This window comes from Comamonas sp. GB3 AK4-5 (genome assembly GCF_041320665.1).
Taxonomy (GTDB): domain Bacteria; phylum Pseudomonadota; class Gammaproteobacteria; order Burkholderiales; family Burkholderiaceae_C; genus Comamonas.
The window spans coordinates 2,763,585-2,783,332 of the sequence record NZ_CP166730.1; the positions used below are offsets into that span (position 1 = coordinate 2,763,585).

The 19,748-nt window shown below is 62.5% G+C and carries 19 protein-coding genes; 3 read left to right on the forward strand and 16 right to left on the reverse strand.

What is annotated here, in order from left to right:
- Positions 1-40: 40 nt before the first annotated feature.
- The 7 genes from ACA027_RS12440 to ACA027_RS12470 form a co-directional block, all read right to left on the reverse strand.
- Positions 41-661: a nucleoside triphosphate pyrophosphatase gene (locus ACA027_RS12440; RefSeq protein WP_370678545.1), complete on the reverse strand. Its 621-nt coding sequence runs from the start codon at positions 659-661 to the stop codon at positions 41-43.
- Positions 662-808: 147 nt separating this feature from the next.
- On the reverse strand, positions 809-2,398 hold the full coding sequence (locus ACA027_RS12445) for a methyl-accepting chemotaxis protein (RefSeq protein ID WP_370678546.1): 1,590 nt from the start codon (positions 2,396-2,398) through the stop codon (positions 809-811).
- A gap of 205 nt (positions 2,399-2,603) precedes the next feature.
- Positions 2,604-3,071 carry a 23S rRNA (pseudouridine(1915)-N(3))-methyltransferase RlmH gene (rlmH, locus tag ACA027_RS12450; RefSeq protein ID WP_370678547.1) on the reverse strand — a complete coding sequence of 156 codons (468 nt, stop codon included), beginning with the start codon at positions 3,069-3,071 and terminating at the stop codon, positions 2,604-2,606.
- The gene (rsfS, locus tag ACA027_RS12455; RefSeq protein WP_370678548.1) at positions 3,068-3,757 is read right to left on the reverse strand and encodes a ribosome silencing factor; all 690 of its coding nucleotides are present in this window, start codon (positions 3,755-3,757) and stop codon (positions 3,068-3,070) included. Before rsfS ends, rlmH begins: the two co-directional genes overlap by 4 nt.
- A 179-nt stretch (positions 3,758-3,936) precedes the next feature.
- Positions 3,937-4,875 (reverse strand): oxygen-dependent coproporphyrinogen oxidase, encoded by a 939-nt coding sequence (hemF, locus tag ACA027_RS12460; protein WP_370678549.1) that lies wholly within the window; start codon positions 4,873-4,875, stop codon positions 3,937-3,939.
- Between the two features lie 12 nt (positions 4,876-4,887).
- Positions 4,888-6,171, reverse strand: coding sequence for a phosphoribosylamine--glycine ligase (gene purD, locus ACA027_RS12465; RefSeq protein WP_370678550.1), 1,284 nt, complete (start codon positions 6,169-6,171; stop codon positions 4,888-4,890).
- A complete protein-coding gene (locus tag ACA027_RS12470) occupies positions 6,168-6,887 on the reverse strand; it encodes a YebC/PmpR family DNA-binding transcriptional regulator (RefSeq protein ID WP_370678551.1) in 720 nt (239 codons plus the stop codon). The genes purD and ACA027_RS12470 overlap by 4 nt, the downstream gene beginning before the upstream one ends.
- A gap of 78 nt (positions 6,888-6,965) precedes the next feature.
- On the opposite strand from ACA027_RS12470, the gene ACA027_RS12475 reads away from it, so the two are divergent.
- The 3 genes from ACA027_RS12475 to upp all read left to right on the forward strand — a co-directional run bounded on the left by ACA027_RS12475 (position 6,966) and on the right by upp (position 10,578).
- Positions 6,966-8,477 carry a helicase HerA-like C-terminal domain-containing protein gene (locus ACA027_RS12475; protein WP_370678552.1) on the forward strand — a complete coding sequence of 504 codons (1,512 nt, stop codon included), beginning with the start codon at positions 6,966-6,968 and terminating at the stop codon, positions 8,475-8,477.
- Positions 8,478-8,696: 219 nt separating this feature from the next.
- Positions 8,697-9,671: a threo-3-hydroxy-L-aspartate ammonia-lyase gene (locus ACA027_RS12480; protein ID WP_370678553.1), complete on the forward strand. Its 975-nt coding sequence runs from the start codon at positions 8,697-8,699 to the stop codon at positions 9,669-9,671.
- A gap of 274 nt (positions 9,672-9,945) precedes the next feature.
- A complete protein-coding gene (upp, locus tag ACA027_RS12485; RefSeq protein ID WP_370678554.1) occupies positions 9,946-10,578 on the forward strand; it encodes a uracil phosphoribosyltransferase in 633 nt (210 codons plus the stop codon).
- Between the two features lie 265 nt (positions 10,579-10,843).
- Here upp and dnaQ read toward each other — a convergent pair whose 3' ends face one another.
- The 9 genes from dnaQ to uvrB all read right to left on the reverse strand — a co-directional run bounded on the left by dnaQ (position 10,844) and on the right by uvrB (position 19,722).
- Positions 10,844-11,569 carry a DNA polymerase III subunit epsilon gene (dnaQ, locus tag ACA027_RS12490; RefSeq protein ID WP_370678555.1) on the reverse strand — a complete coding sequence of 242 codons (726 nt, stop codon included), beginning with the start codon at positions 11,567-11,569 and terminating at the stop codon, positions 10,844-10,846.
- Positions 11,570-11,817: 248 nt separating this feature from the next.
- Positions 11,818-12,156, reverse strand: coding sequence for an ISC system 2Fe-2S type ferredoxin (fdx, locus tag ACA027_RS12495; protein ID WP_370678556.1), 339 nt, complete (start codon positions 12,154-12,156; stop codon positions 11,818-11,820).
- 11 nt (positions 12,157-12,167) lie between these two features.
- Positions 12,168-14,036, reverse strand: coding sequence for a Fe-S protein assembly chaperone HscA (gene hscA, locus ACA027_RS12500; RefSeq protein ID WP_370678557.1), 1,869 nt, complete (start codon positions 14,034-14,036; stop codon positions 12,168-12,170).
- 117 nt (positions 14,037-14,153) lie between these two features.
- Positions 14,154-14,672: a Fe-S protein assembly co-chaperone HscB gene (gene hscB, locus ACA027_RS12505; protein ID WP_370678558.1), complete on the reverse strand. Its 519-nt coding sequence runs from the start codon at positions 14,670-14,672 to the stop codon at positions 14,154-14,156.
- Between the two features lie 75 nt (positions 14,673-14,747).
- A complete protein-coding gene (iscA, locus tag ACA027_RS12510; RefSeq protein WP_370678559.1) occupies positions 14,748-15,071 on the reverse strand; it encodes an iron-sulfur cluster assembly protein IscA in 324 nt (107 codons plus the stop codon).
- 5 nt (positions 15,072-15,076) lie between these two features.
- Positions 15,077-15,475, reverse strand: coding sequence for a Fe-S cluster assembly scaffold IscU (iscU, locus tag ACA027_RS12515; RefSeq protein WP_370678560.1), 399 nt, complete (start codon positions 15,473-15,475; stop codon positions 15,077-15,079).
- Between the two features lie 65 nt (positions 15,476-15,540).
- Positions 15,541-16,761 (reverse strand): IscS subfamily cysteine desulfurase, encoded by a 1,221-nt coding sequence (locus ACA027_RS12520; protein WP_370678561.1) that lies wholly within the window; start codon positions 16,759-16,761, stop codon positions 15,541-15,543.
- A 111-nt stretch (positions 16,762-16,872) separates the two neighbouring features.
- Complete coding sequence (gene iscR / locus ACA027_RS12525; protein WP_370678562.1) at positions 16,873-17,409, reverse strand: Fe-S cluster assembly transcriptional regulator IscR; 537 nt, start codon at positions 17,407-17,409, stop codon at positions 16,873-16,875.
- 255 nt (positions 17,410-17,664) lie between these two features.
- Positions 17,665-19,722, reverse strand: a complete 2,058-nt coding sequence (gene uvrB / locus ACA027_RS12530) for an excinuclease ABC subunit UvrB (protein WP_370678563.1) — start codon at positions 19,720-19,722, stop codon at positions 17,665-17,667.
- Between the last annotated feature and the right edge of the window lie 26 nt (positions 19,723-19,748).

The following is a 19,748-nucleotide window of genomic DNA, read 5'->3' on the forward strand; positions in this document are numbered from 1 at the left end:
ACCAAAGCCTACGCCAGCCGCGCAAGCGGCCCAGGGCTGATCACAAACTCCAGCCCGCCTGTCGCAGCAGCTGCGCCGTCTCATGCACCGGCAGACCCATGATGCCCGAATAGCTGCCCGCCATGTGCTCGACATAGGCGGCAGCCAAGCCCTGAATGCCATAGCTGCCAGCCTTGCCCATGGGCTCGCCACTGGCCACATAGGCCGCAATCTGCGCCTTTGTCATGGCCGCGAAGCGCACCTGCGACACCGACAGTGCCTGCAGCCGCTGGCTACCCACCTGCAAGGCCACGGCGGTCAACACCTCGTGTGTCTGCCCGGCCAGCAGGCCCAGCATGCGCGCAGCATCTGCGGCATCTGCCGGCTTGCCCAGAATCTGCGCCCCCAGGGCCACCGTGGTGTCGGAACACAAAATGGGGGCAGCCGGCAGCTGGCGGCGCGTATGGCGGGCCACAGCGGCGTCGAGCTTCAGCCCGGTGACGCGCACCACATAGTCACGCGGTGCTTCACCGGGCAGCTCGACCTCGATGGCTTCTGCGTCCTCGGCCAGGTCGCCCGCAGCATTGGGCAGCAACAGTTCGTGGCGCACCGCCAGCTGTTCGAGCAGCTGGCGGCGGCGGGGACTTTGGGAGGCAAGATAGAGAAAAGGGGCTGCAGACATAGCGGATAAAAAAGCAGGTCAAGCGCACCACAGCGGCGCCGGAAGCTATGAAAACCATAGTATCACGCCCACCCGAAAGCTGCGCTGCGGGACACGCGCCCTCCGAGACATGCACCCTGCCCCCATATGCGCAGCGCCCCTTTCTTGCTAGGCGCGCTCCAGCGCCAGCAAGGCCGTGCCGCCCGGCATAACAAAACGGCGCACCGCACCATCCAGCGAATAGGCCTGCTCCCGCAGGGCAGACGAGGCTGCGGCGGACTCTTCTACCAAGGCTGCGTTTTGCTGGGTCATTTGCTCCAGATCGGCCACCGAGGCCGAGACCTCGCCGATCTGCCGGTCCTGCACCTCACAGGCGCGCGAGACCTCGGCAATCGTGGTGGCCACCCGCTCTACGCTGCTGACAATGGCTTGCATGGTCTGGCCGGCACGCGCCACCTGGGCACTGCCGCTGTCGGCACAGCGCACGGAGTCACCGGTGAGCTGCTTGATCTGCTTGGCCGCCTCGGCACTGCGCTGCGCCAAGACCCGCACCTCGCCGGCCACCACCGCAAAGCCGCGGCCCTGCTCACCCGCACGGGCGGCCTCCACGGCCGCATTCAACGCCAGGATGTTGGTCTGAAACGCAATGGCATCGATGACGCTGGTGATCTCGCCGATGCGGTGGGCGCTGGCGGTGATCTCGCTCATGGTCTGCACCACACTGTCCACGGCCTGACCGCCCTGCGCGGCCACGCTGGCGGCGCTGTCGGCCTGCTCGCGTGCCTGGGCACTGGCCTGGGCGCTGTGGCGCACCTCCTGGCCCAGGTTGCCCATGGCACGGGCGGTTTGTTCCAGGTGGCTGGCAGTCTGCTCGGTGCGCTCGCTCAAGTTGGCATTGCCGCCAGCAATCTCTCCGCTGGCCACCGACACCTGGCCCGATGCCTGCTGCACCTGTTGCACCAGGGTGCGCAGCGACTGCTGCATGCGATCCATGGACAGCATCAGCTGACCCAGCTCATCGCGCTGGCGCACCTGCACGTTCTGGGTCAGATCACCCTCGGCAATACGCTGGGCCAGCGCCTGCGCATCGGCCAGCGCCCGGGTAATGGCGCGCACGCCAAAGTAGGTGGTGGGCAGCAGCACGGCCACCGCCACCATCAGCAGCACGCCCAGCCACAAGCCCATTTTCCGCCCCGCCTCCTCCACCGCACGGCGGGTGAACTCCATGTCGGTGCGGGCATTTTCGGCCGTAGTGGTCAGCACCGAATCCATGCCCTCAATGGTGCTGCGCTGGTTGTCGGCGTAGGCCGCAGCAGCCATGCTGTCCATCAAGGCGTCCTCCACCTTGCCAAACACCTCATTCATGGCCTTGGCATAGTCTTCCAGATAGGTGATGCCGGACTCCAGATTCAGCGCCATATCGGACGGTGTTCCCGGCGATTGCTGCAGCTCCTGCAGCCGGGTGCGCAGCGCCGTCATGCCCCCAGTCCAGCGCTCGCGCAGCTCCTGCACCTGGGTGGTGTTGTTGGCGCTGATGATGATGCCCTTCTCCAGCAGGCGCAGCTCGGCCAGCCGATTGCGCACCTCCTCCATCTGGCTGAGCACCTGCACCTTGTTGCTGAACATATCCTGGACCTGGAGATGGGTGGTGGTCAGCGCCCCGTAGCCCACGCCCCCGACCAGCAAGAGCATCACCACGGAAAACAACGTGCCCAGATACAGACGCACGCGGATAGAGAGCTTGTTGAGCCACTGCATGGATTGGTTTCTCCCTCGTTGTATGCAAGCGCCCGGGGTACAGGCGGCTGGCCGTATTAAGCAGCAGCCGCCTCATCCGCTCTACGGTGCTTGCCCGTAGAACAGATGGTCCCGGGGCCCCTGCATGCGCCCATGCCCCACACAGCAAAAAGCCCCGCGGTGACCAGGCACAGCAGGGCTTTGAAAAACGTGGGCAGCATCTGCCCTATTCGCGGTGGTAGGGGTGGCCGGCATTCACCGACCAGGCACGGTAGAGCTGCTCGATCAACAGCACACGCACCATGGCGTGCGGCAGGGTCAGATCCGAGAGGCGAATCTTCTCGTGTGCGGCCTGCTTGAAGGCGGGGTCCAGTCCGTCGGGGCCACCAATGATGAGGGCCACATCGTCACCTTCCAGCTGCCAATGCTGCAGGCGCTGGGCCAGAGCCTTGGTGGTGAGATTGGTCCCGCGCTCGTCCAGCACCACGATGCGGGTGCCACGTGCAATGGCGGCTTCGATGCGCTTGCGCTCGGCGGCATACAACGTCTCCACCGTCTTGGAGCCGCGGGGCTCCGTCTTGACGGTCTTGAGCTCCACCTTCAACTCTGGCGGAAAGCGCTTGGCGTAGTCGTCGTAGGCCGTCTGCGCCCAATCGGGCACATGCTGGCCTACGGCCACGATCTGCAGCCTCATGCCTTGGTGCGGGGGGCGCGCTTGGCAGCAGGCTTGGCCGTGGTCTTGGCAGTACGCGGCACGCTGGGCTTGACCACCACGGTCTTGATGGGAGCCTTCGCCGCTGCGGTCTTTTTGGCAGCAGGTTTTTTGGCCGCTGGCTTGGCGCTGGCAGCACCTGCAGCAGGCTTTTTGGCCGCTACGGGCTTCTTGGCGGCTGGCTTGGCAGACGCTGCGGCATCCTTGGCAGCCGCAGGCTTTTTGGCCGCTGCCTTCTTGGCGGGCTTGGCCTCAGCGTCCGGCTTGGTGCGGGCCGCAGGCTTGGCTGCGCCCAGCTTCAGGCGCACAGGCTTGTCGCCCCAGATCTCTTCGAGGCGGTAGTACTGGCGGATGGCGGGCTGCATGATGTGGGCCACAGCTGCGCCGCAGTCCACAATAATCCATTCACCGTTTTCCTCGCCTTCTTGGCGCGGCACGGCAAAGCCGGCCTTCTTCACGGCTTCGCGCACGCTGGAGGCCAGGGCCTTGGTCTGGCGATTGGAAGTACCCGATGCCACGATCACTCGCTCAAACAGGGGCGAGAGATGTTCCGTATTGAAGACCTGAATGTCTTGCGCCTTGACGTCCTCCAGGCCATCGACGATGGCGCGCTGAAGTTTGGTCACGTCTTTTTTGGCGGCGGATTCCGATTGGGTGGTGGTGCTCATCAGGCAGTGTGTGGTTGCGTTCCGGTCAATATAGCGCGGCAGCGCCGTGCGTGCCATGGGGCAGGTCATGCCTTGCCCACCATCCGGACTCAAAGGTTCTTGAGAGGTTCCGCCAGTCCACAATGGACTGGCAGCTATCGAAATTATAGTTTTCTAGCAATGCCAGCGCTGCATGCAGATCAAATCCAGTCCCTGCGGACCAAGAATTGCTGCGTCAGCGCATGTTCTGGCGTGCCAGGTGCATCAGCACGCTGGTAGCTCCAGCTGGCGTGGGCCGGCATGGACAGCAAAATGGACTCCGTGCGCCCGCCTGACTGCAGGCCGAAATGAGTGCCCCGGTCCCAGACCAGATTGAACTCCACATAACGTCCCCTGCGGTAGCGCTGGAAATCCACTTGCTGCTCGCCATAGGCCATGTGCTGGCGGCGCTCCACGATGGGCAGATAGGCCTCCAGGAAAGCGTCACCCACCGCACGTAGCATGGCAAAGCTCTGGTCCTGACCCAGCTCGGCAAAGTCGTCAAAGAAGATGCCGCCAATGCCGCGCTGCTCATCGCGGTGCTTGAGGTGGAAATACTCGTCGCACCAGGTCTTGAAGCGCGGGTAAAGCTGCGCACCAAAGGGCTGCAGGGCGTCGCGGCAGGCACGGTGAAAATGCACCGCGTCTTCCTCGAAGCCATAGCAGGGTGTGAGGTCCATGCCGCCACCGAACCAGCAGGTCTTGGGCTGGCCTGGGTGGCCGGCCGCAATCATGCGTACATTCATGTGCACCGTGGGCACATAGGGGTTGCGCGGGTGGAACACCAGCGAGACCCCCATGGCTTCGAACGGAGCACCCGCCAGTTCCGGACGGTGCTGGGTCGCCGACGGCGGCAGCTGAGGCCCACGCACATGCGAGAAGCCGCAGCCGGCGCGCTCGAACACCTGCCCGCCTTCCAGGATCTTGGTCAGGCCATCGCCCTGCAGGCGCTCCTCGGGGCCTTTGCGCCAGGCATCGGCCAGGAATTGGGCTCCGCCCTCGCCTTCCACCTCCTGCAAGGCCGCGGTGATCCGCGCCTGCAGGCCCTCCAGGTAGGCCCGCACCTTTTCTGGCGTGGCCTCCATGCTCGCATCCGTCATCTGCGGCGCCTCTTAGTTTTTGATAGCGCGATAGCCAATGTCGCGGCGGTATTGGGCGCCATCGAAATGGATGCCACGCGCCACGTCATACACTTTTTGCTGGGCCTGCTTGACGCTGTCGGCCAGCACCGTCACGCACAGCACGCGGCCACCGCTGGTGCGGGGCACGCCGGCCTCATCCAGCACCGTGCCGGCATGAAAGACCATGGCGTCGTCGGCGTCCGCAGGCAGGCCGCTGATGGCGTCACCCTTGCGCGGGGCCTCGGGATAGCCTGCGGCCGCCATCACCACGCCCAGCGCGGTGCGGCGGTCCCATTCCAGCTCCACCTGGTCGAGCTTGCCATCCACAGCGGCCAGCAACACCTCGACCAGATCGCTCTTGAGGCGCATCAGAATCGGCTGGGTTTCCGGGTCACCCATGCGGGTATTGAACTCCAGCGTCTTGGTGTGACCGTTGCTGTCGATCATCAGGCCGGCATACAGGAAACCGGTGAAGGGCACGCCATCCTTTTCCATGCCACGGATGGTGGGCAGGATGATTTCGCGCATGGCGCGGGCATGCACATCGGCCGTGACCACGGGCGCGGGCGAATAAGCACCCATGCCCCCGGTGTTGGGGCCTTCGTCGCCGTCCTTGAGGCGTTTGTGGTCCTGGCTGGTGGCCATGGCAACCACGTTTTTGCCATCACACAGCACGATGAAGCTGGCTTCTTCCCCGGAGAGGAACTCCTCGATCACCACGCGTGCGCCGCCGTCGTTGTGCTGCACGCCGTATTTGTTGTCCACCAGCATGAAGTCCACGGCGTCATGGGCTTCTTGCAGCGTCATGGCCACGACCACGCCCTTGCCTGCAGCAAGGCCATCGGCCTTGATGACGATGGGCGCACCCAGGCGCTCCACAAAAGCGTGGGCCGCCACCGGGTCGGTGAAGGTGTCGTAGTCGGCCGTGGGGATGCCATGGCGGCGCATGAATGCCTTGGAAAAGGCCTTGGAGCTCTCCAGCTGGGCCGCGGCCTTGGTGGGGCCAAAGACCTTGAGGCCGTGGGCGCGGAACTCGTCCACCACGCCGGCAGCCAGTGGCGCCTCGGGGCCGACCACGGTCAGCGCAATCTTCTGGGCCTGGGCCCATTCACGCAGCTGCACCACATCGGTGATGGCCACGTTTTCGTATTTGTTGCTCAAGGCCGTGCCGCCGTTGCCGGGGGCCACAAACACCTTGGTCGCCTTGGGCGAATGGGCCAATTTCCACGCCAGAGCGTGTTCACGGCCACCGCCGCCAATCACAAGAATTTTCATAGTTCTGCGTTATGGTAGACGTCTTGCACGTCGTCCAGGTCTTCGATGATATCCAGCAGTTTTTGCATGCGCTCGGCGTCTTCGCCGGCCAGCTCGATGGTGTTTTCGGGGCGCATGGTCACTTCGGCCACCTCAGGTTGGAGGCCTGCCGCTTCCAGCGCGTTGCGCACAGCTTCCAGCTCACCTGGCGCTGTCAGTACTTCGATGGCACCGTCTTCGTCGGTGATCACATCCTCGGCGCCGGCTTCCAGCGCCACTTCCATGACCTTGCTCTCGTCGGTACCCGGTGCAAAAATGATCTGGCCGCAGTGTTTGAACTGGAAGGCCACCGACCCTTCGGTGCCCATGTTGCCACCATGCTTGCTGAAAGCGTGACGTACTTCAGCCACAGTCCGCACCCGATTGTCGGTCATGGTATCCACAATGATGGCAGCACCGCCAATGCCATAACCTTCGTAGCGAATTTCCTCGTAGGTCACACCTTCGAGGTTGCCGGTGGCCTTGTCGATGTTGCGCTTGATGTTGTCGGCCGGCATGTTGGCAGCCTTGGCCTTGTCCACAGCCAGACGCAGCCGGGGGTTGGCATTGAGATCAGCTCCGCCCTGGCGGGCAGCCACCATGATTTCACGGATGATGCGTGTCCACACCTTGCCACGCTTTTCATCCTGGCGCCCCTTTCGGTGCTGGATATTGGCCCATTTGCTATGTCCTGCCACAGGAAATCCTTTGGTCTTGATTTAATCTATCAGGCTTGATTTTACTTTTGACGCCTCACCCCTCAGAGGAAACCCGAAATGGCATCTCCCCTTCTGATCGCCCAGCATGGTGATATCCATTGCGAACTGCTCCCCGGTCTGGCCAACCGCCACGGCCTCATCACCGGCGCCACAGGCACGGGCAAGACCGTCACCCTGCAAAAAATCGCCGAAGGCTTCTCGCAGATTGGCGTGCCGGTCTTCATGGCCGACATCAAGGGCGACCTGGGTGGCATCAGCCAACCGGGCAGTGTAGGCGACAAGCTGGCCGCCTCGCTCAAAGACCGCGGCATTGCCCTACCCACCCCATTGGCCTGCCCCACCACGCTGTGGGATGTGTTTGGCGAGCAGGGCCACCCGGTGCGGGCCACCATCTCCGACATGGGCCCGCTGCTGCTGGGCCGCATGCTGAACCTGAACGACACGCAAATGGGCGTGCTGAACCTGGTGTTCAAGATCGCCGACGACAGCGGCATGCTCTTGCTGGACCTCAAGGACCTGCGTGCCATGCTCCAGTATGTGGGCGACAACGCCAAGCAATACACCACCGAGTACGGCAACATCAGCGCTGCCAGCGTGGGGGCCATTCAGCGCGGCCTGCTGCAGATCGAGAGCGAAGGCGGCGACAAGTTCTTTGGCGAGCCCATGCTCAACATCCAGGATTTGATGCAGACCGACGCTGCAGGCCACGGCGTGGTCAACATCCTGGCGGCCGACAAGCTGATGAACTCGCCGCGCCTGTACTCCACCTTTTTGCTGTGGATGTTGTCCCAGCTGTTCGAGCAACTGCCCGAGATTGGCGACCCAGACAAACCCAAGCTGGCCTTCTTCTTTGACGAGGCCCATTTGCTGTTCAACGACGCACCCAAGGTGCTGCTGGAGCGCATCGAGCTGGTGGTGCGCCTGGTGCGCTCCAAGGGTGTGGGCGTGTATTTCGTCACCCAAAACCCCCTGGACATTCCCGACAGCGTGCTGGCCCAGTTGGGCAACCGCGTGCAGCATGCGCTGCGCGCCTTCACCCCGCGTGACCAAAAGGCCGTCAAGGCCACGGCCACCACCATGCGTCCCAACCCGGGGCTGAACATCGAGGCGGCCATCACCGAAGTCGCCGTGGGCGAAGCCCTGATCAGCCTGCTGGATGAAAAAGGCCGCCCGGGCATCACACAGCGCGTGTACGTGATTCCGCCCGGCAGCCAGATTGGCACCATCACCACGGCCCAGCGCCAGCAGCTGATGCAGCAATCGCTGGTGGCCGGCGTCTACGAACAAACCGTGGACCGTGAATCCGCCTACGAAGTGCTGCGCGGCCGCGCCGAAAGCACGGCCTCTGCACCGGGCAGCACGGGCAAGCCCGGTGCGGCAGCGGAAGGCGGCGGCATGATGGGCGAGCTCAACGACCTGCTGTTCGGCTCCACCGGCCCACGCGGCGGCAAGCGCGACGGCATTGTGCAATCCGTGGTCAAGTCCACGGCCCGCACCATGGGCACCCAGTTGGGCCGCCAGATTCTGCGCGGTGTGCTGGGTGGGATTTTCGGCGACAAAAAACGCTGAAGCCAAGCCGGAGCGGGCCTCCCAGCCCGCTCCCTGCCTTCACTTTTTATCGGCCAAATAGGTGTTTTAGGCATACCCCATCTGCATAGGAAGCTCACTTTTTTGAGTAGACCACCCCATCGCCACCGCCGCAGCGTGCATGGCTTTGCGCTTGGCGCAGCGGCTTTCGCATCTATCATCTCTGCAACAGCAACAGACAGATACACCTGAAAGGCCGACATGAGCGTGGTGACCTTCCCCTTGCCAACCTACGACGATGTACTGGCCGCGGCCGAGCGCCTGAAGAACATCGCCCACACCACACCTGTGCTGCGCTGCGGCACTGCCGACCGCATGTACCGCGCCCAGTTCTTCTTCAAGTCGGAGAATCTGCAGCGCTCCGGCTCCTTCAAATTCCGCGGGGCTTTCAACACCCTCGCGCGCTTCACGCCCGAGCAGCGCAAGGCCGGCGTGCTGACGTTTTCTGCCGGCAACCATGCCCAGGCCATTGCCCTGTCGGCGCGCCTGCTGGACATACCGGCATTGATCGTGATGCCCGAAGATGCCGCAGCCAGCAAGATGGCGGCCACGCGCGAATACGGCGCCCAGGTCGTTACCTACAACCCGCGCACCGAAGACCGCCTGGCCATCAGCCGTAAACTGGCCCTGGAGCGTGGCATGACCTTGGTGCCCCCCAGCGAACACCCCGACGTGATTGCCGGCCAGGGCACCGTGGTCACGGAATTTCTGGAGCAAGTGCCCAAGCTGGACTATTTGTTCGTCTGCCTGGGCGGCGGGGGCCTGCTGTCCGGCAGTGTGCTGGCCGCACAGGCATTGGCACCGCATTGCCAGGTCATCGGCGTGGAGCCCGAGGCCGCCAATGACGGCCAGCAATCGCTGCGCAAGGGTGAGATTGTGGAGATCTCCTACCCCACCACCATTGCCGACGGCGCCCAGGCCTGCTCCCTGGGCCCGCTGACCTTCCCCCTGATTCGCCAAGGGGTCGAAGAAATCGTCACCGTCTCCGACCTGCAGCTGATGCAGGCCATGCGCTTTTTTGCCGAGCGCATGAAGATCGTGGTCGAGCCCACCGGCGCCCTGGCCTTTGCCGGCGCCTGCAACAGCAATATTTCCCTGGGTGGCAAGCGCGTGGGCATCATCGTCAGCGGCGGCAATGTGGACCTGAAGCGCTACGCCCGCTTTATCGCTGTTTGACATCTCTCCCGCCAGGCTCGGCGCCATGCCGAGCCTGGCAAGACCGAAAAACACAAAAACCATAGCTGCCTTTGCGCACCCTCTTTGCGTCAGCAGCCTTTTTCACCACAACGCTGACAGGTTTGCGCCAGGCCGGCAACTCCCACGCCCAGCAGCCTTGCCATGGCCGTGGGCGATAAATCCGAGCACGCCACCCGTCGTTATGGCCGCAGTACACTGCGCCCCAAAGCGCCGTCTGCGCCCGCCTGATTCAACCAACAAGAAGCCTCTCTCCATGAGCCAACTGCACCTCATCGATCACCCCCTGGTTCAACACAAGCTCACCCTGATGCGCCGCAAAGAAGCGTCGACCAATAGCTTTCGCCGCATGCTGGGCGAGCTGTCCACGCTGATGGCCTACGAAATCACCCGCGACTTCCCGCTGCAGGATCTGGAAATCGAAACCCCCATGGAAAAGATGGTGGGCAAGGTCATCGACGGCAAGAAGCTGGCCCTGGTGTCCATTCTGCGTGCCGGCAATGGCTTTCTGGATGGCATGCTGAACGTGGTGCCCGGCGCCCGCATCGGCCATATCGGCCTGTACCGCGACCCGCAAACCCTGCAGCCCGTCGAGTACTACTACAAGATGCCCGACAACATGGCCGAGCGCGATGTGATTGTGGTGGACCCCATGCTGGCCACCGGCAACTCCGCCGCCGCCGCCGTGCAGCAGCTCAAGGACAAGAGCGCCCCCAAGTCCATCAAATTCATGTGCCTGCTGGCCGCCCCCGAAGGCATCAAGACCATGCAGGACGCCCACCCCGACGTCGACATCTACACCGCCGCCGTGGACCGCCAGCTGGACGAGCATGGCTATATCCTGCCCGGCCTGGGTGATGCCGGCGACCGCATCTTCGGCACCAAGTAAACCGTGCCCCGCATGTGGGGCTGCCAACAAAAAGCCCCGCGCTGTCACCAGCCGGGGCTTTTTTGATGCAACACAGTTTGGAAGTCTTGGACTGCTGGAGCGGGCCTGTGCAGCACAGCGGGCGCTCAACCCTAGCCCACAACGCCCATACAGCGTCTCAGGCGCGGCGCCTCACCCGCTGACAGTATGCGGTACGGCAAGGGTGAGCAACAAAGCATGAGACGCTGTATGGGCGCCTCCAAACGATTCACCCCATCCAAGTATTTCAAGCCGCCGCAGTGCGCCAGATGGTTTTGCCGTCGCTGGACTTGTCGAGCTCGGTAAGCACCTGCTCATGCGCCGCCAACTCATGCTCGCTGGCCTGCAGCACTGGCAAGCGAATGCTGCGCAAATCCACCTTGTTGTGCTGCTGCAGCAAGGCCGCGCCGGCATCGGCCGGGCCATCGTCCTCGGCCATCAACAGCGCGTCCTGGCCCCGGGTCATGTTGATGTAGACATCGGCCAGCAGCTCGGCATCCAGCAAGGCGCCGTGCAGCGTACGGCCGCTGTTGTCCACTTCCAGGCGGTCGCACAGGGCGTCCAGCGAATTGCGCTTGCCCGGGAACAACTCCTTGGCCATCACCAGCGTGTCGGTGACGACACTGACATGCTGCTTGAAGGGCGGAAGACCTACGCGCTCCAGCTCCTTGTTCAGAAAGCCCACGTCGAACGGCGCGTTGTGGATGATGACCTCATCTGCACCTTGCAGATAGGCCAGGATGTCCCGGGCCTTCTCGGCAAACTTGGGCTTGTCGCGCAGGAACTCGGTGGTCAGGCCGTGCACACGCAAGGCCTCTTCGTGGCTGTCGCGCTCGGGGTTGAAGTACAGGTGCAGATTGTTGCCCGTGAGCTTGCGGTTCACCAGCTCCACGCAACCCAGCTCCACGATGCGGTCACCATCGACCGCCGACAAACCCGTGGTTTCCGTATCTAAAACAATCAGTCGGGACACATCAATTCTCCATGGCGCTGTGCGCCGCCCTCATCTCACCAAACCAAAGCACGCGCAGCCAACCAGAGGCACCGCACGGCTCAGGGGTGTTACTTTATTTCAGGTGTCCAAGTGCTGCACGTCACCCACATCGCATGCAACGGGTAGGCACTCGGCCAGGGCACCGCGCAAGGGCCGCCCCGCCGCGCTGGTGCCGTCCCCCTCCCGCGCAGCGAGAGAGGGGGAAGACGCGAAGCGGCTCAGGGGGTTCAATGGTTCTCTTTGGCGTGGTTGATGGAGTATTTGGGAATTTCCACCGTCACGTCTTCCTGGGCCAGGATGGCCTGGCAGGACAGGCGCGACTGCGGCTCCAGGCCCCAGGCGCGGTCGAGCAGGTCTTCCTCTTCGTCCTCGGCTTCGTTGAGTGAATTCAGACCTTCGCGCACGATCACGTGGCAGGTGGTGCAGGCACGGCTCATATCGCAGGCATGCTCGATATGGATGCCGTTGTCCAGCAGGGCTTCGCAGATGGAGGTACCCGCAGGCGCCTTCACTTGTGCGCCCTGCGGACAGTATTCGGGGTGGGGAAGAATTTTGATTACAGGCATGGGTTCATCGTTCAGGAAATGGATTGCACGTTCTTGCCGGCCAGCGCCTCGCGGATGCCGCGGTTCATGCGCTCGGCCGCAAAGGCTTCCGTGCCTTTGGCCAGGGCCTGGGTGGCTGCTTCGATTTCCGCAGCACTCGCAGCGCCCAGCGTCTGCTGCAGCGCGGCCATTAACGTATCAACCTCGGCACGCTGTGCAGGTTGCAGCAAGTCACCATCTGCGGCCAGCGCGCTGTGCGTGGCCAGCAGCATGCGGTCAGCATCCACACGCGCTTCCACCAGGGCACGGGCCTGTATGTCTTGCTCGGCGGTGTCAAAACCGTCCTGCAGCATCTGCGCAATCTGCGCATCAGACAGGCCATAAGACGGCTTGACGTCGATATGCGCCTCCACGCCGCTGACCTGTTCCTTGGCGCTCACGGACAGCAGGCCATCTGCATCGACCGTGAAGGTGACGCGAATGCGCGCCGCACCCGCCGCCATGGGCGGGATGCCGCGCAGCTCAAAGCGGGCCAGGCTGCGGCAGTCGGCCACCAGATCGCGCTCACCCTGGACCACATGGATGGCCATGGCGGTTTGTCCGTCCTTGTAGGTGGTGAAGTCCTGGGCCCGGGCCGAGGGAATGGTTTCATTGCGCGCCACAATGCGCTCCACCAGGCCACCCATGGTTTCCACGCCCAGCGACAGCGGAATCACGTCCAGCAGCAGCAGGTCGCCCGCAGCGCTGTTGCCCGCCAGCTGGTTGGCCTGGATGGCGGCACCCAAGGCCACGACTTCGTCGGGGTTCAGATTGGTCAGCGGCGTCTGGCCAAAGTAGTCGCCCACGGCGCGCTGCACCAGGGGCATGCGGGTGGAGCCGCCCACCATGACCACGCCCTGCACCTCATCGGCCGTCAGCTCGGCATCACGCAAGGCTCGGCGCACGGCGGCCAAAGAGCGCTGGGTCAGCGCGGCAGTGGCCGCTTCAAAATCGCTACGGTGCACGACATGCTGCAGCTGGACACCATTCGCCAGCGGGGCGCTGAAGGTGGCGCTTTCGCTGTCGGTCAAGGCTTGCTTGCATTGCTTGGCGGCCACGCGCACAGCGGCACGGTCTTCTGCCGTGGCCAACTGAGCACCGCTTTGCTGCAGCACCCATTGCGCCAGCGCGGCGTCGTAGTCGTCACCACCCAGGGCCGAGTCGCCACCGGTGGCAATCACCTCAAACACCCCTTGCGTCAGGCGCAGGATGGAGATGTCAAACGTGCCACCACCCAGGTCATAGACGGCATACACGCCTTCGCTGCCGTTATCCAGGCCATAGGCAATGGCGGCGGCCGTGGGCTCGTTGATCAGGCGCAGCAAATGGATGCCGGCCAACTGGGCCGCGTCCTTGGTGGCCTGGCGCTGTGCATCGTCAAAATAGGCTGGCACGGTGATGACGGCGCCATACAGATCGTCGTCAAAGCTGTCTTCGGCGCGGTAGCGCAAGGTGGCCAGAATTTCGGCACTGATCTCCACCGGGCTCTTGTTGCCTGCACGCGTGGCCAGCGACACCATGCCCTGCTCTGCGGGCTGTGTCAGCGCATAGGGCAGTTGCGCCGCATTGGCAATATCGGCCAGCGCACGGCCCATGAAGCGCTTGACGGAAACGATGGTGTTGGCAGCGTCTTCCACTTCATGACCGCGGGCGTCATAGCCGATCTGGCGCTTGCCATCGGGCAGATAACGCACCACCGAAGGCAGCAACACCTGGCCTTGCGCATCGGGCAGGCACTCGGCCACACCATTGCGCACGGCGGCCACCAGCGAGTGGGTGGTTCCCAGATCAATGCCCACCGCAATCCGTCGCTGGTGGGGATCTGGAGATTGACCGGGCTCTGAAATTTGCAATAACGCCATGGCTGTTCGCACTCACAAGGCCCGCTGCAATCCATGCGGGCCGTTAGGGATAGGCCACGCTACCGACTTGAAGCGGCTGGTGCGTGGCGCCATCTGAAATTGAAATCGGGAAAAAAGTTATTGTCCCAGCTGCTCGCGCCGCTGATCGATGTCCTGGACAAAGCGCTCAACAAACATGAGGGCTCTCACCACCTGCACGGCGGCCTGTGCGCCTTGGGCCGAGGCCAGCAACTCCTCGCATTGCTGCAGCATGTCGCGCCGCTCGGACATGACTTCACGCTCCAAAGCGTCCACATCGACCACGCTGGCGGCCTCTTCCAGCGCCTCGCGCCATTCCATCTGCTGCATCAAGAAGGCAGCAGGCATGGCCGTGTTGTCTTCGGCGCGCACCGGCACGCCATACAGCTCGCACAGATAGGCCGCGCGCTTGAGCGGATTTTTCAGGCGCTGGTAGGCCTCGTTGATGCGCACCGACCATTGCATGGCCACGCGCTGGGCCACCCCGCCCTCGGCGGCGAAGCGGTCCGGATGGGCCTTTTTTTGCAGCGCTTTCCAGCGCGTATCCAACAGGGCTCGGTCCAGCACAAACTGGCGCGGCAGGCCCATCAGTTCAAAATCGTCAGACTGCAGATTCATGTCAATAAAAAACCGCCAGCACAGGAGCGGTGGCGGTTTTTGCAAAAGGGCAACCCCACAAGAGGCTGCGGTGCTTTAGATGCGGAAGCTCTCGCCACAGCCACAACGGTCACGCTCGTTGGGGTTGCGGAACTTGAAGCCTTCGTTCAGGCCTTCGCGCACGAAATCCAGCTCGGTTCCGTCCAGATAGGCCAAGCTCTTGGGGTCGATCAGCACCTTCACACCCTGGCTGTCGAACACCATGTCTTCCGGCTCTGCTTCGTCCACATACTCCAGCTTGTATGCCAAGCCCGAGCAACCCGTGGTCTTGACCCCCAGGCGCACGCCAACACCCTTGCCGCGCCGCGTCAGATAGCGGCTGACGTGGCGGGCAGCGGCTTCAGTCAGAGTGATGGCCATTTTGTTCAGGCTTCCGCAGGGGCCGTGTGCTTGGTGCGGTAGTCGTTGACGGCTGCCTTGATGGCGTCTTCCGCCAGGATGGAGCAGTGCACCTTGACGGGAGGCAGGGCCAACTCTTCAGCGATCTGGCTGTTCTTCAGCGCAGCGGCTTCATCCAGCGTCTTGCCCTTGACCCATTCGGTCACCAGCGACGAGGAAGCAATGGCAGAACCGCAGCCATAGGTCTTGAAGCGCGCGTCTTCGATCACACCCGTGGAAGGGTTGACCTTGATCTGCAGCTTCATCACGTCGCCGCAGGCGGGAGCGCCCACCATGCCAGTGCCCACCGAGTCGTCGCCCTTGTCGAAGGAGCCGACGTTGCGGGGGTTTTCATAGTGATCGATAACTTTGTCAGAGTAAGCCATGTGTCTACCTCTACTTTTTCCGTATTAGCTCTTGCAGCGCCGTCTTTGCTGTGCACGCATGCACATCAGTGCGCGGCCCATTGGATGGTGCTCAAATCAACACCATCTTGGTACATTTCCCACAAGGGGCTCAACGCGCGCAGCTTCTCCACGTTCGTGCGGATGGAGCTGATGGCGTAGTCGATTTCTTCTTCGGTGGTGAAGCGCCCAATCGTCATGCGCAGCGAGCTGTGTGCCAGCTCGTCGCTGCGACCCAGGGCGCGCAGCACATAGCTGGGCTCCAGACTGGCCGAGGTGCAGGCCGAACCGGACGAAACCGCCAGACCCTTGATGCCCATGATCAGCGATTCGCCTTCGACGAAGTTGAAGCTGATGTTCAGATTCTGGGGAACACGGCGCTCCAGGCTGCCGTTCACAAAAACCTGCTCGATGTCCTTGAGGCCGTCCAGCAGGCGCTGTTGCAGAACCTTGGCGTGGGCCAGATCCTTGCTCATGTCTTCCTTGGCAATGCGGAAGGCTTCGCCCATGCCCACAATTTGGTGCGTGGGCAGCGTGCCGGAGCGCATACCGCGCTCATGACCACCGCCATGCATCTGCGCTTCCAGGCGCACGCGGGGCTTGCGGCGCACATACAAGGCGCCCACGCCCTTGGGGCCGTAGGTCTTGTGCCCTGTCATGCTCATCAGGTCGATGGGCATGCTCGCCATGTCGATGTCGACACGGCCCGTAGCCTGGGCGGCATCCACATGGAACAAAATGCCTTTTTCGCGGCAGATGGCACCGATCGCAGGAATGTCCTGGATCACACCGATCTCGTTGTTCACAAACAGCACGCTCACCAAAATGGTGTCGGGACGCAGGGCCGCCTTGAAGGCCTCCAGGTCGAGCAAACCGTCTTCCTGAACGTCCAGATAAGTGACCTCAAAGCCTTGGCGCTCCAGCTCACGCATGGTGTCCAGCACCGCCTTGTGCTCGGTCTTGAGCGTGATGAGGTGCTTGCCCTTGCCTTGGTAGAAATGCGCTGCACCCTTGATGGCCAGGTTGATGGACTCGGTGGCACCACTGGTCCAGACGATTTCACGCGAATCCGCACCGATCAGGTCAGCGACTTGCTTGCGTGCATTTTCGATGGCCTCTTCCGCCTCCCAGCCCCAGGCATGGCTGCGCGATGCCGCGTTGCCAAAATGCTCACGCAGCCAGGGGATCATGGCGTCGACAACGCGCGGATCCACAGGCGTGGTCGCGCCGTAGTCGAGATAGATGGGGAAATGCGGGGTCATGTCCATGGCTGGCTCTATGAAATCAGGCTGGCAAACAAGAAATGCCGGGAATGCCGAAAAAACTGGCTGAGCAGGAGGCGAGGCGGCCAGCAGATGACCGACCCGCGCCTTCCGGCATCAGGATTTGGCGAAGGCGTTGCCCAGTGCGAACACCGAGTTGGGCGCATTCACGCGGATGGGCTTGACCACGGGTGCGGTCGAGATGGCGCGACGCACCACGGGCTTGTCTTCAATCTGCACGCCCTTGGCGATCTGCTCGTCCACCAGCTTTTGCAGGGTGACGGAGTCGAGGAATTCGACCATGCGCTGGTTCAGCGCGGCCCACAGCTCGTGGGTCATGCAACGGCCGGCTTCGCCCAGACAGTTTTCCTTGCCGCCACACTGGGTGGCGTCAATGGGTTCGTCCACCGAGACGATGATGTCGGCCACGGTGATGTCGGCAGCCTTGCGGGCCAGGGTATAGCCACCGCCAGGGCCACGGGTGGATTCCACCAGTTCGTGGCGGCGCAGCTTGCCAAACAATTGCTCCAGGTAGGAGAGCGAAATTTGCTGACGCTGGCTGATGGCGGCCAGGGTCACTGGACCGTTGTTCTGGCGCAAGGCCAAGTCGATCATGGCTGTGACCGCAAAGCGGCCTTTGGTGGTGAGACGCATCGCGAGCTCCTTCTATCAGGCTTGTTGGTTACAGAAACGTCGGCACAGCAGTGGCTTTGGCCGACACCGTCTCCGCCCTTACTCCGGCCTTAACAAAGGTTCAGAGCCCTTCTTGGTTCGAAGTGTTTTGTTGTTGAGTATTTGACCGGAGTATAGCATAAACCCCATCAAATTTGTCGGATACCATGGATTTTGTCGTTTGCAGGCATAGCGAAACCTTATCGGCATCACAGTTTCCCACGACAGACGGCCTTCCTAGACACCCAACATCCGCGTCTTCAACGCAGCCAACTGATCGCGCGCACGGGCGGCCTGTTCGAATTCCAGGTTGCGCGCAAACTCCAGCATCTCCTTTTCCAGACGCTTGATTTCTTTGGCAACTTCCTTTTCCGAAAGTTCCTGAACTTCTTCAACTTGGCGCTGCCGCACCTCCAGCAGCCTGGCCTCTTTCCCACTCTTCTCGCTATAGACCCCATCAATCAGGTCTTTCACCCTCTTGACAATTGCCTGAGGAACCACTCCTCTTTCCTCGTTGTAAGCCATTTGCTTGATCCGGCGACGCTCGGTCTCGTCCATGGCCTTGCGCATGGAGTCGGTGATACGGTCGGCATACAAAATGGCTTTGCCACGCAGATTGCGGGCAGCACGGCCTATGGTCTGGATCAGACTGCGCTCGGCACGCAAAAAGCCCTCCTTGTCCGCATCCAGGATGGCCACCAAGGAGACTTCGGGAATGTCCAGGCCTTCGCGCAGCAGGTTGATACCCACCAGCACGTCAAAAACGCCCAAACGCAGGTCGCGGATGATTTCCACGCGCTCCACCGTGTCCACATCCGAGTGCAAATAGCGCACCCTCACCCCGTTGTCGGTCAGGTAGTCGGTGAGCTGCTCGGCCATGCGCTTGGTCAGCGTGGTGATCAGCACACGCTCTTCCAGCTCCGCCCGCTTGCGGATCTCCTGCAGCACATCGTCCACCTGGTGGGTGGCGGGCCGCACTTCGATCTCGGGATCCACCAGGCCCGTGGGACGCACCACCTGGTCCACCACCTGGCCCGAATGGGTTTTTTCGTAGTCGGCCGGCGTGGCGGAAACAAAGACCACCTGGCGCATGCGCTGCTCAAACTCTTCGAATTTCAGCGGGCGGTTGTCCAGCGCCGAAGGCAGGCGAAAGCCATATTCCACCAGCGTGGTCTTGCGCGCCCGGTCGCCGTTGTACATGGCATTGAGCTGGCCAATCATCTGGTGGCTCTCGTCCAGGAACATGATGGAGTCCTTGGGCATGTAATCGGTCAACGTGCTGGGCGGATCCCCCGGCGCCGCACCCGAGAGATGGCGGGTGTAGTTCTCAATCCCCTTGCAGTGCCCGACTTCGCTGAGCATCTCCAGATCAAAGCGCGTGCGTTGCTCCAGGCGCTGGGCCTCCACCAGCTTGCCGTCGGCCACCAGTTGCTTGAGGCGCTCGGCCAGCTCCAGCTTGATGGTTTCCACGGCTGCCAGCACCTTGTCGCGCGGCGTCACATAGTGGCTGCTGGGGTAGACCGTGAAACGCGGAATGTTTTGCTTGACACGCCCGGTCAAGGGATCAAACAGCTGGAGGCTGTCCACCTCGTCGTCAAACAGCTCGATGCGGATGGCCAGCTCGGAGTGCTCAGCCGGGAACACATCGATGGTGTCACCGCGCACGCGGAACTTGCCCCGCGTGAAGTCCTGGTCATTGCGCTGGTACTGCATGCGAATCAGCTGGGCAATGGCATCGCGCTGGCTCAGGCGGTCGCCGGTACGCAGCGTCATCACCATGCGGTGGTAGCTCTCGGGCTCGCCAATGCCGTAAATGGCAGACACCGTGGCCACAATGACCACATCGCGTCGCTCCATCAGGCTCTTGGTGCAGGACAGGCGCATCTGCTCGATGTGCTCGTTGATGGCGCTGTCTTTTTCGATGAACAGGTCACGCTGCGGCACATAGGCTTCGGGCTGGTAGTAGTCGTAGTAGCTGACGAAGTACTCCACCGCATTGTTCGGAAAGAACTCGCGAAACTCGCTGTACAGCTGCGCCGCCAGCGTCTTGTTGGGCGCAAACACAATGGCCGGACGCCCCAGGCGCGCAATGACATTGGCCATGGTGAAGGTCTTGCCCGAGCCCGTCACGCCCAGCAAGGTTTGAAAAGCCTCGCCGTCCTCCACCCCCTCCACCAGCTTGTCAATGGCTGCAGGCTGGTCACCTGCCGGCAGATAGGGCTGAAACAGCTCAAATGGCGAATCAGGAAAGTGCACGAAAGTGCCCTGGGGCACAGAATCTATAGCTTCTTGCATGGTGTTATGTCTTCGGCGCATGAGGC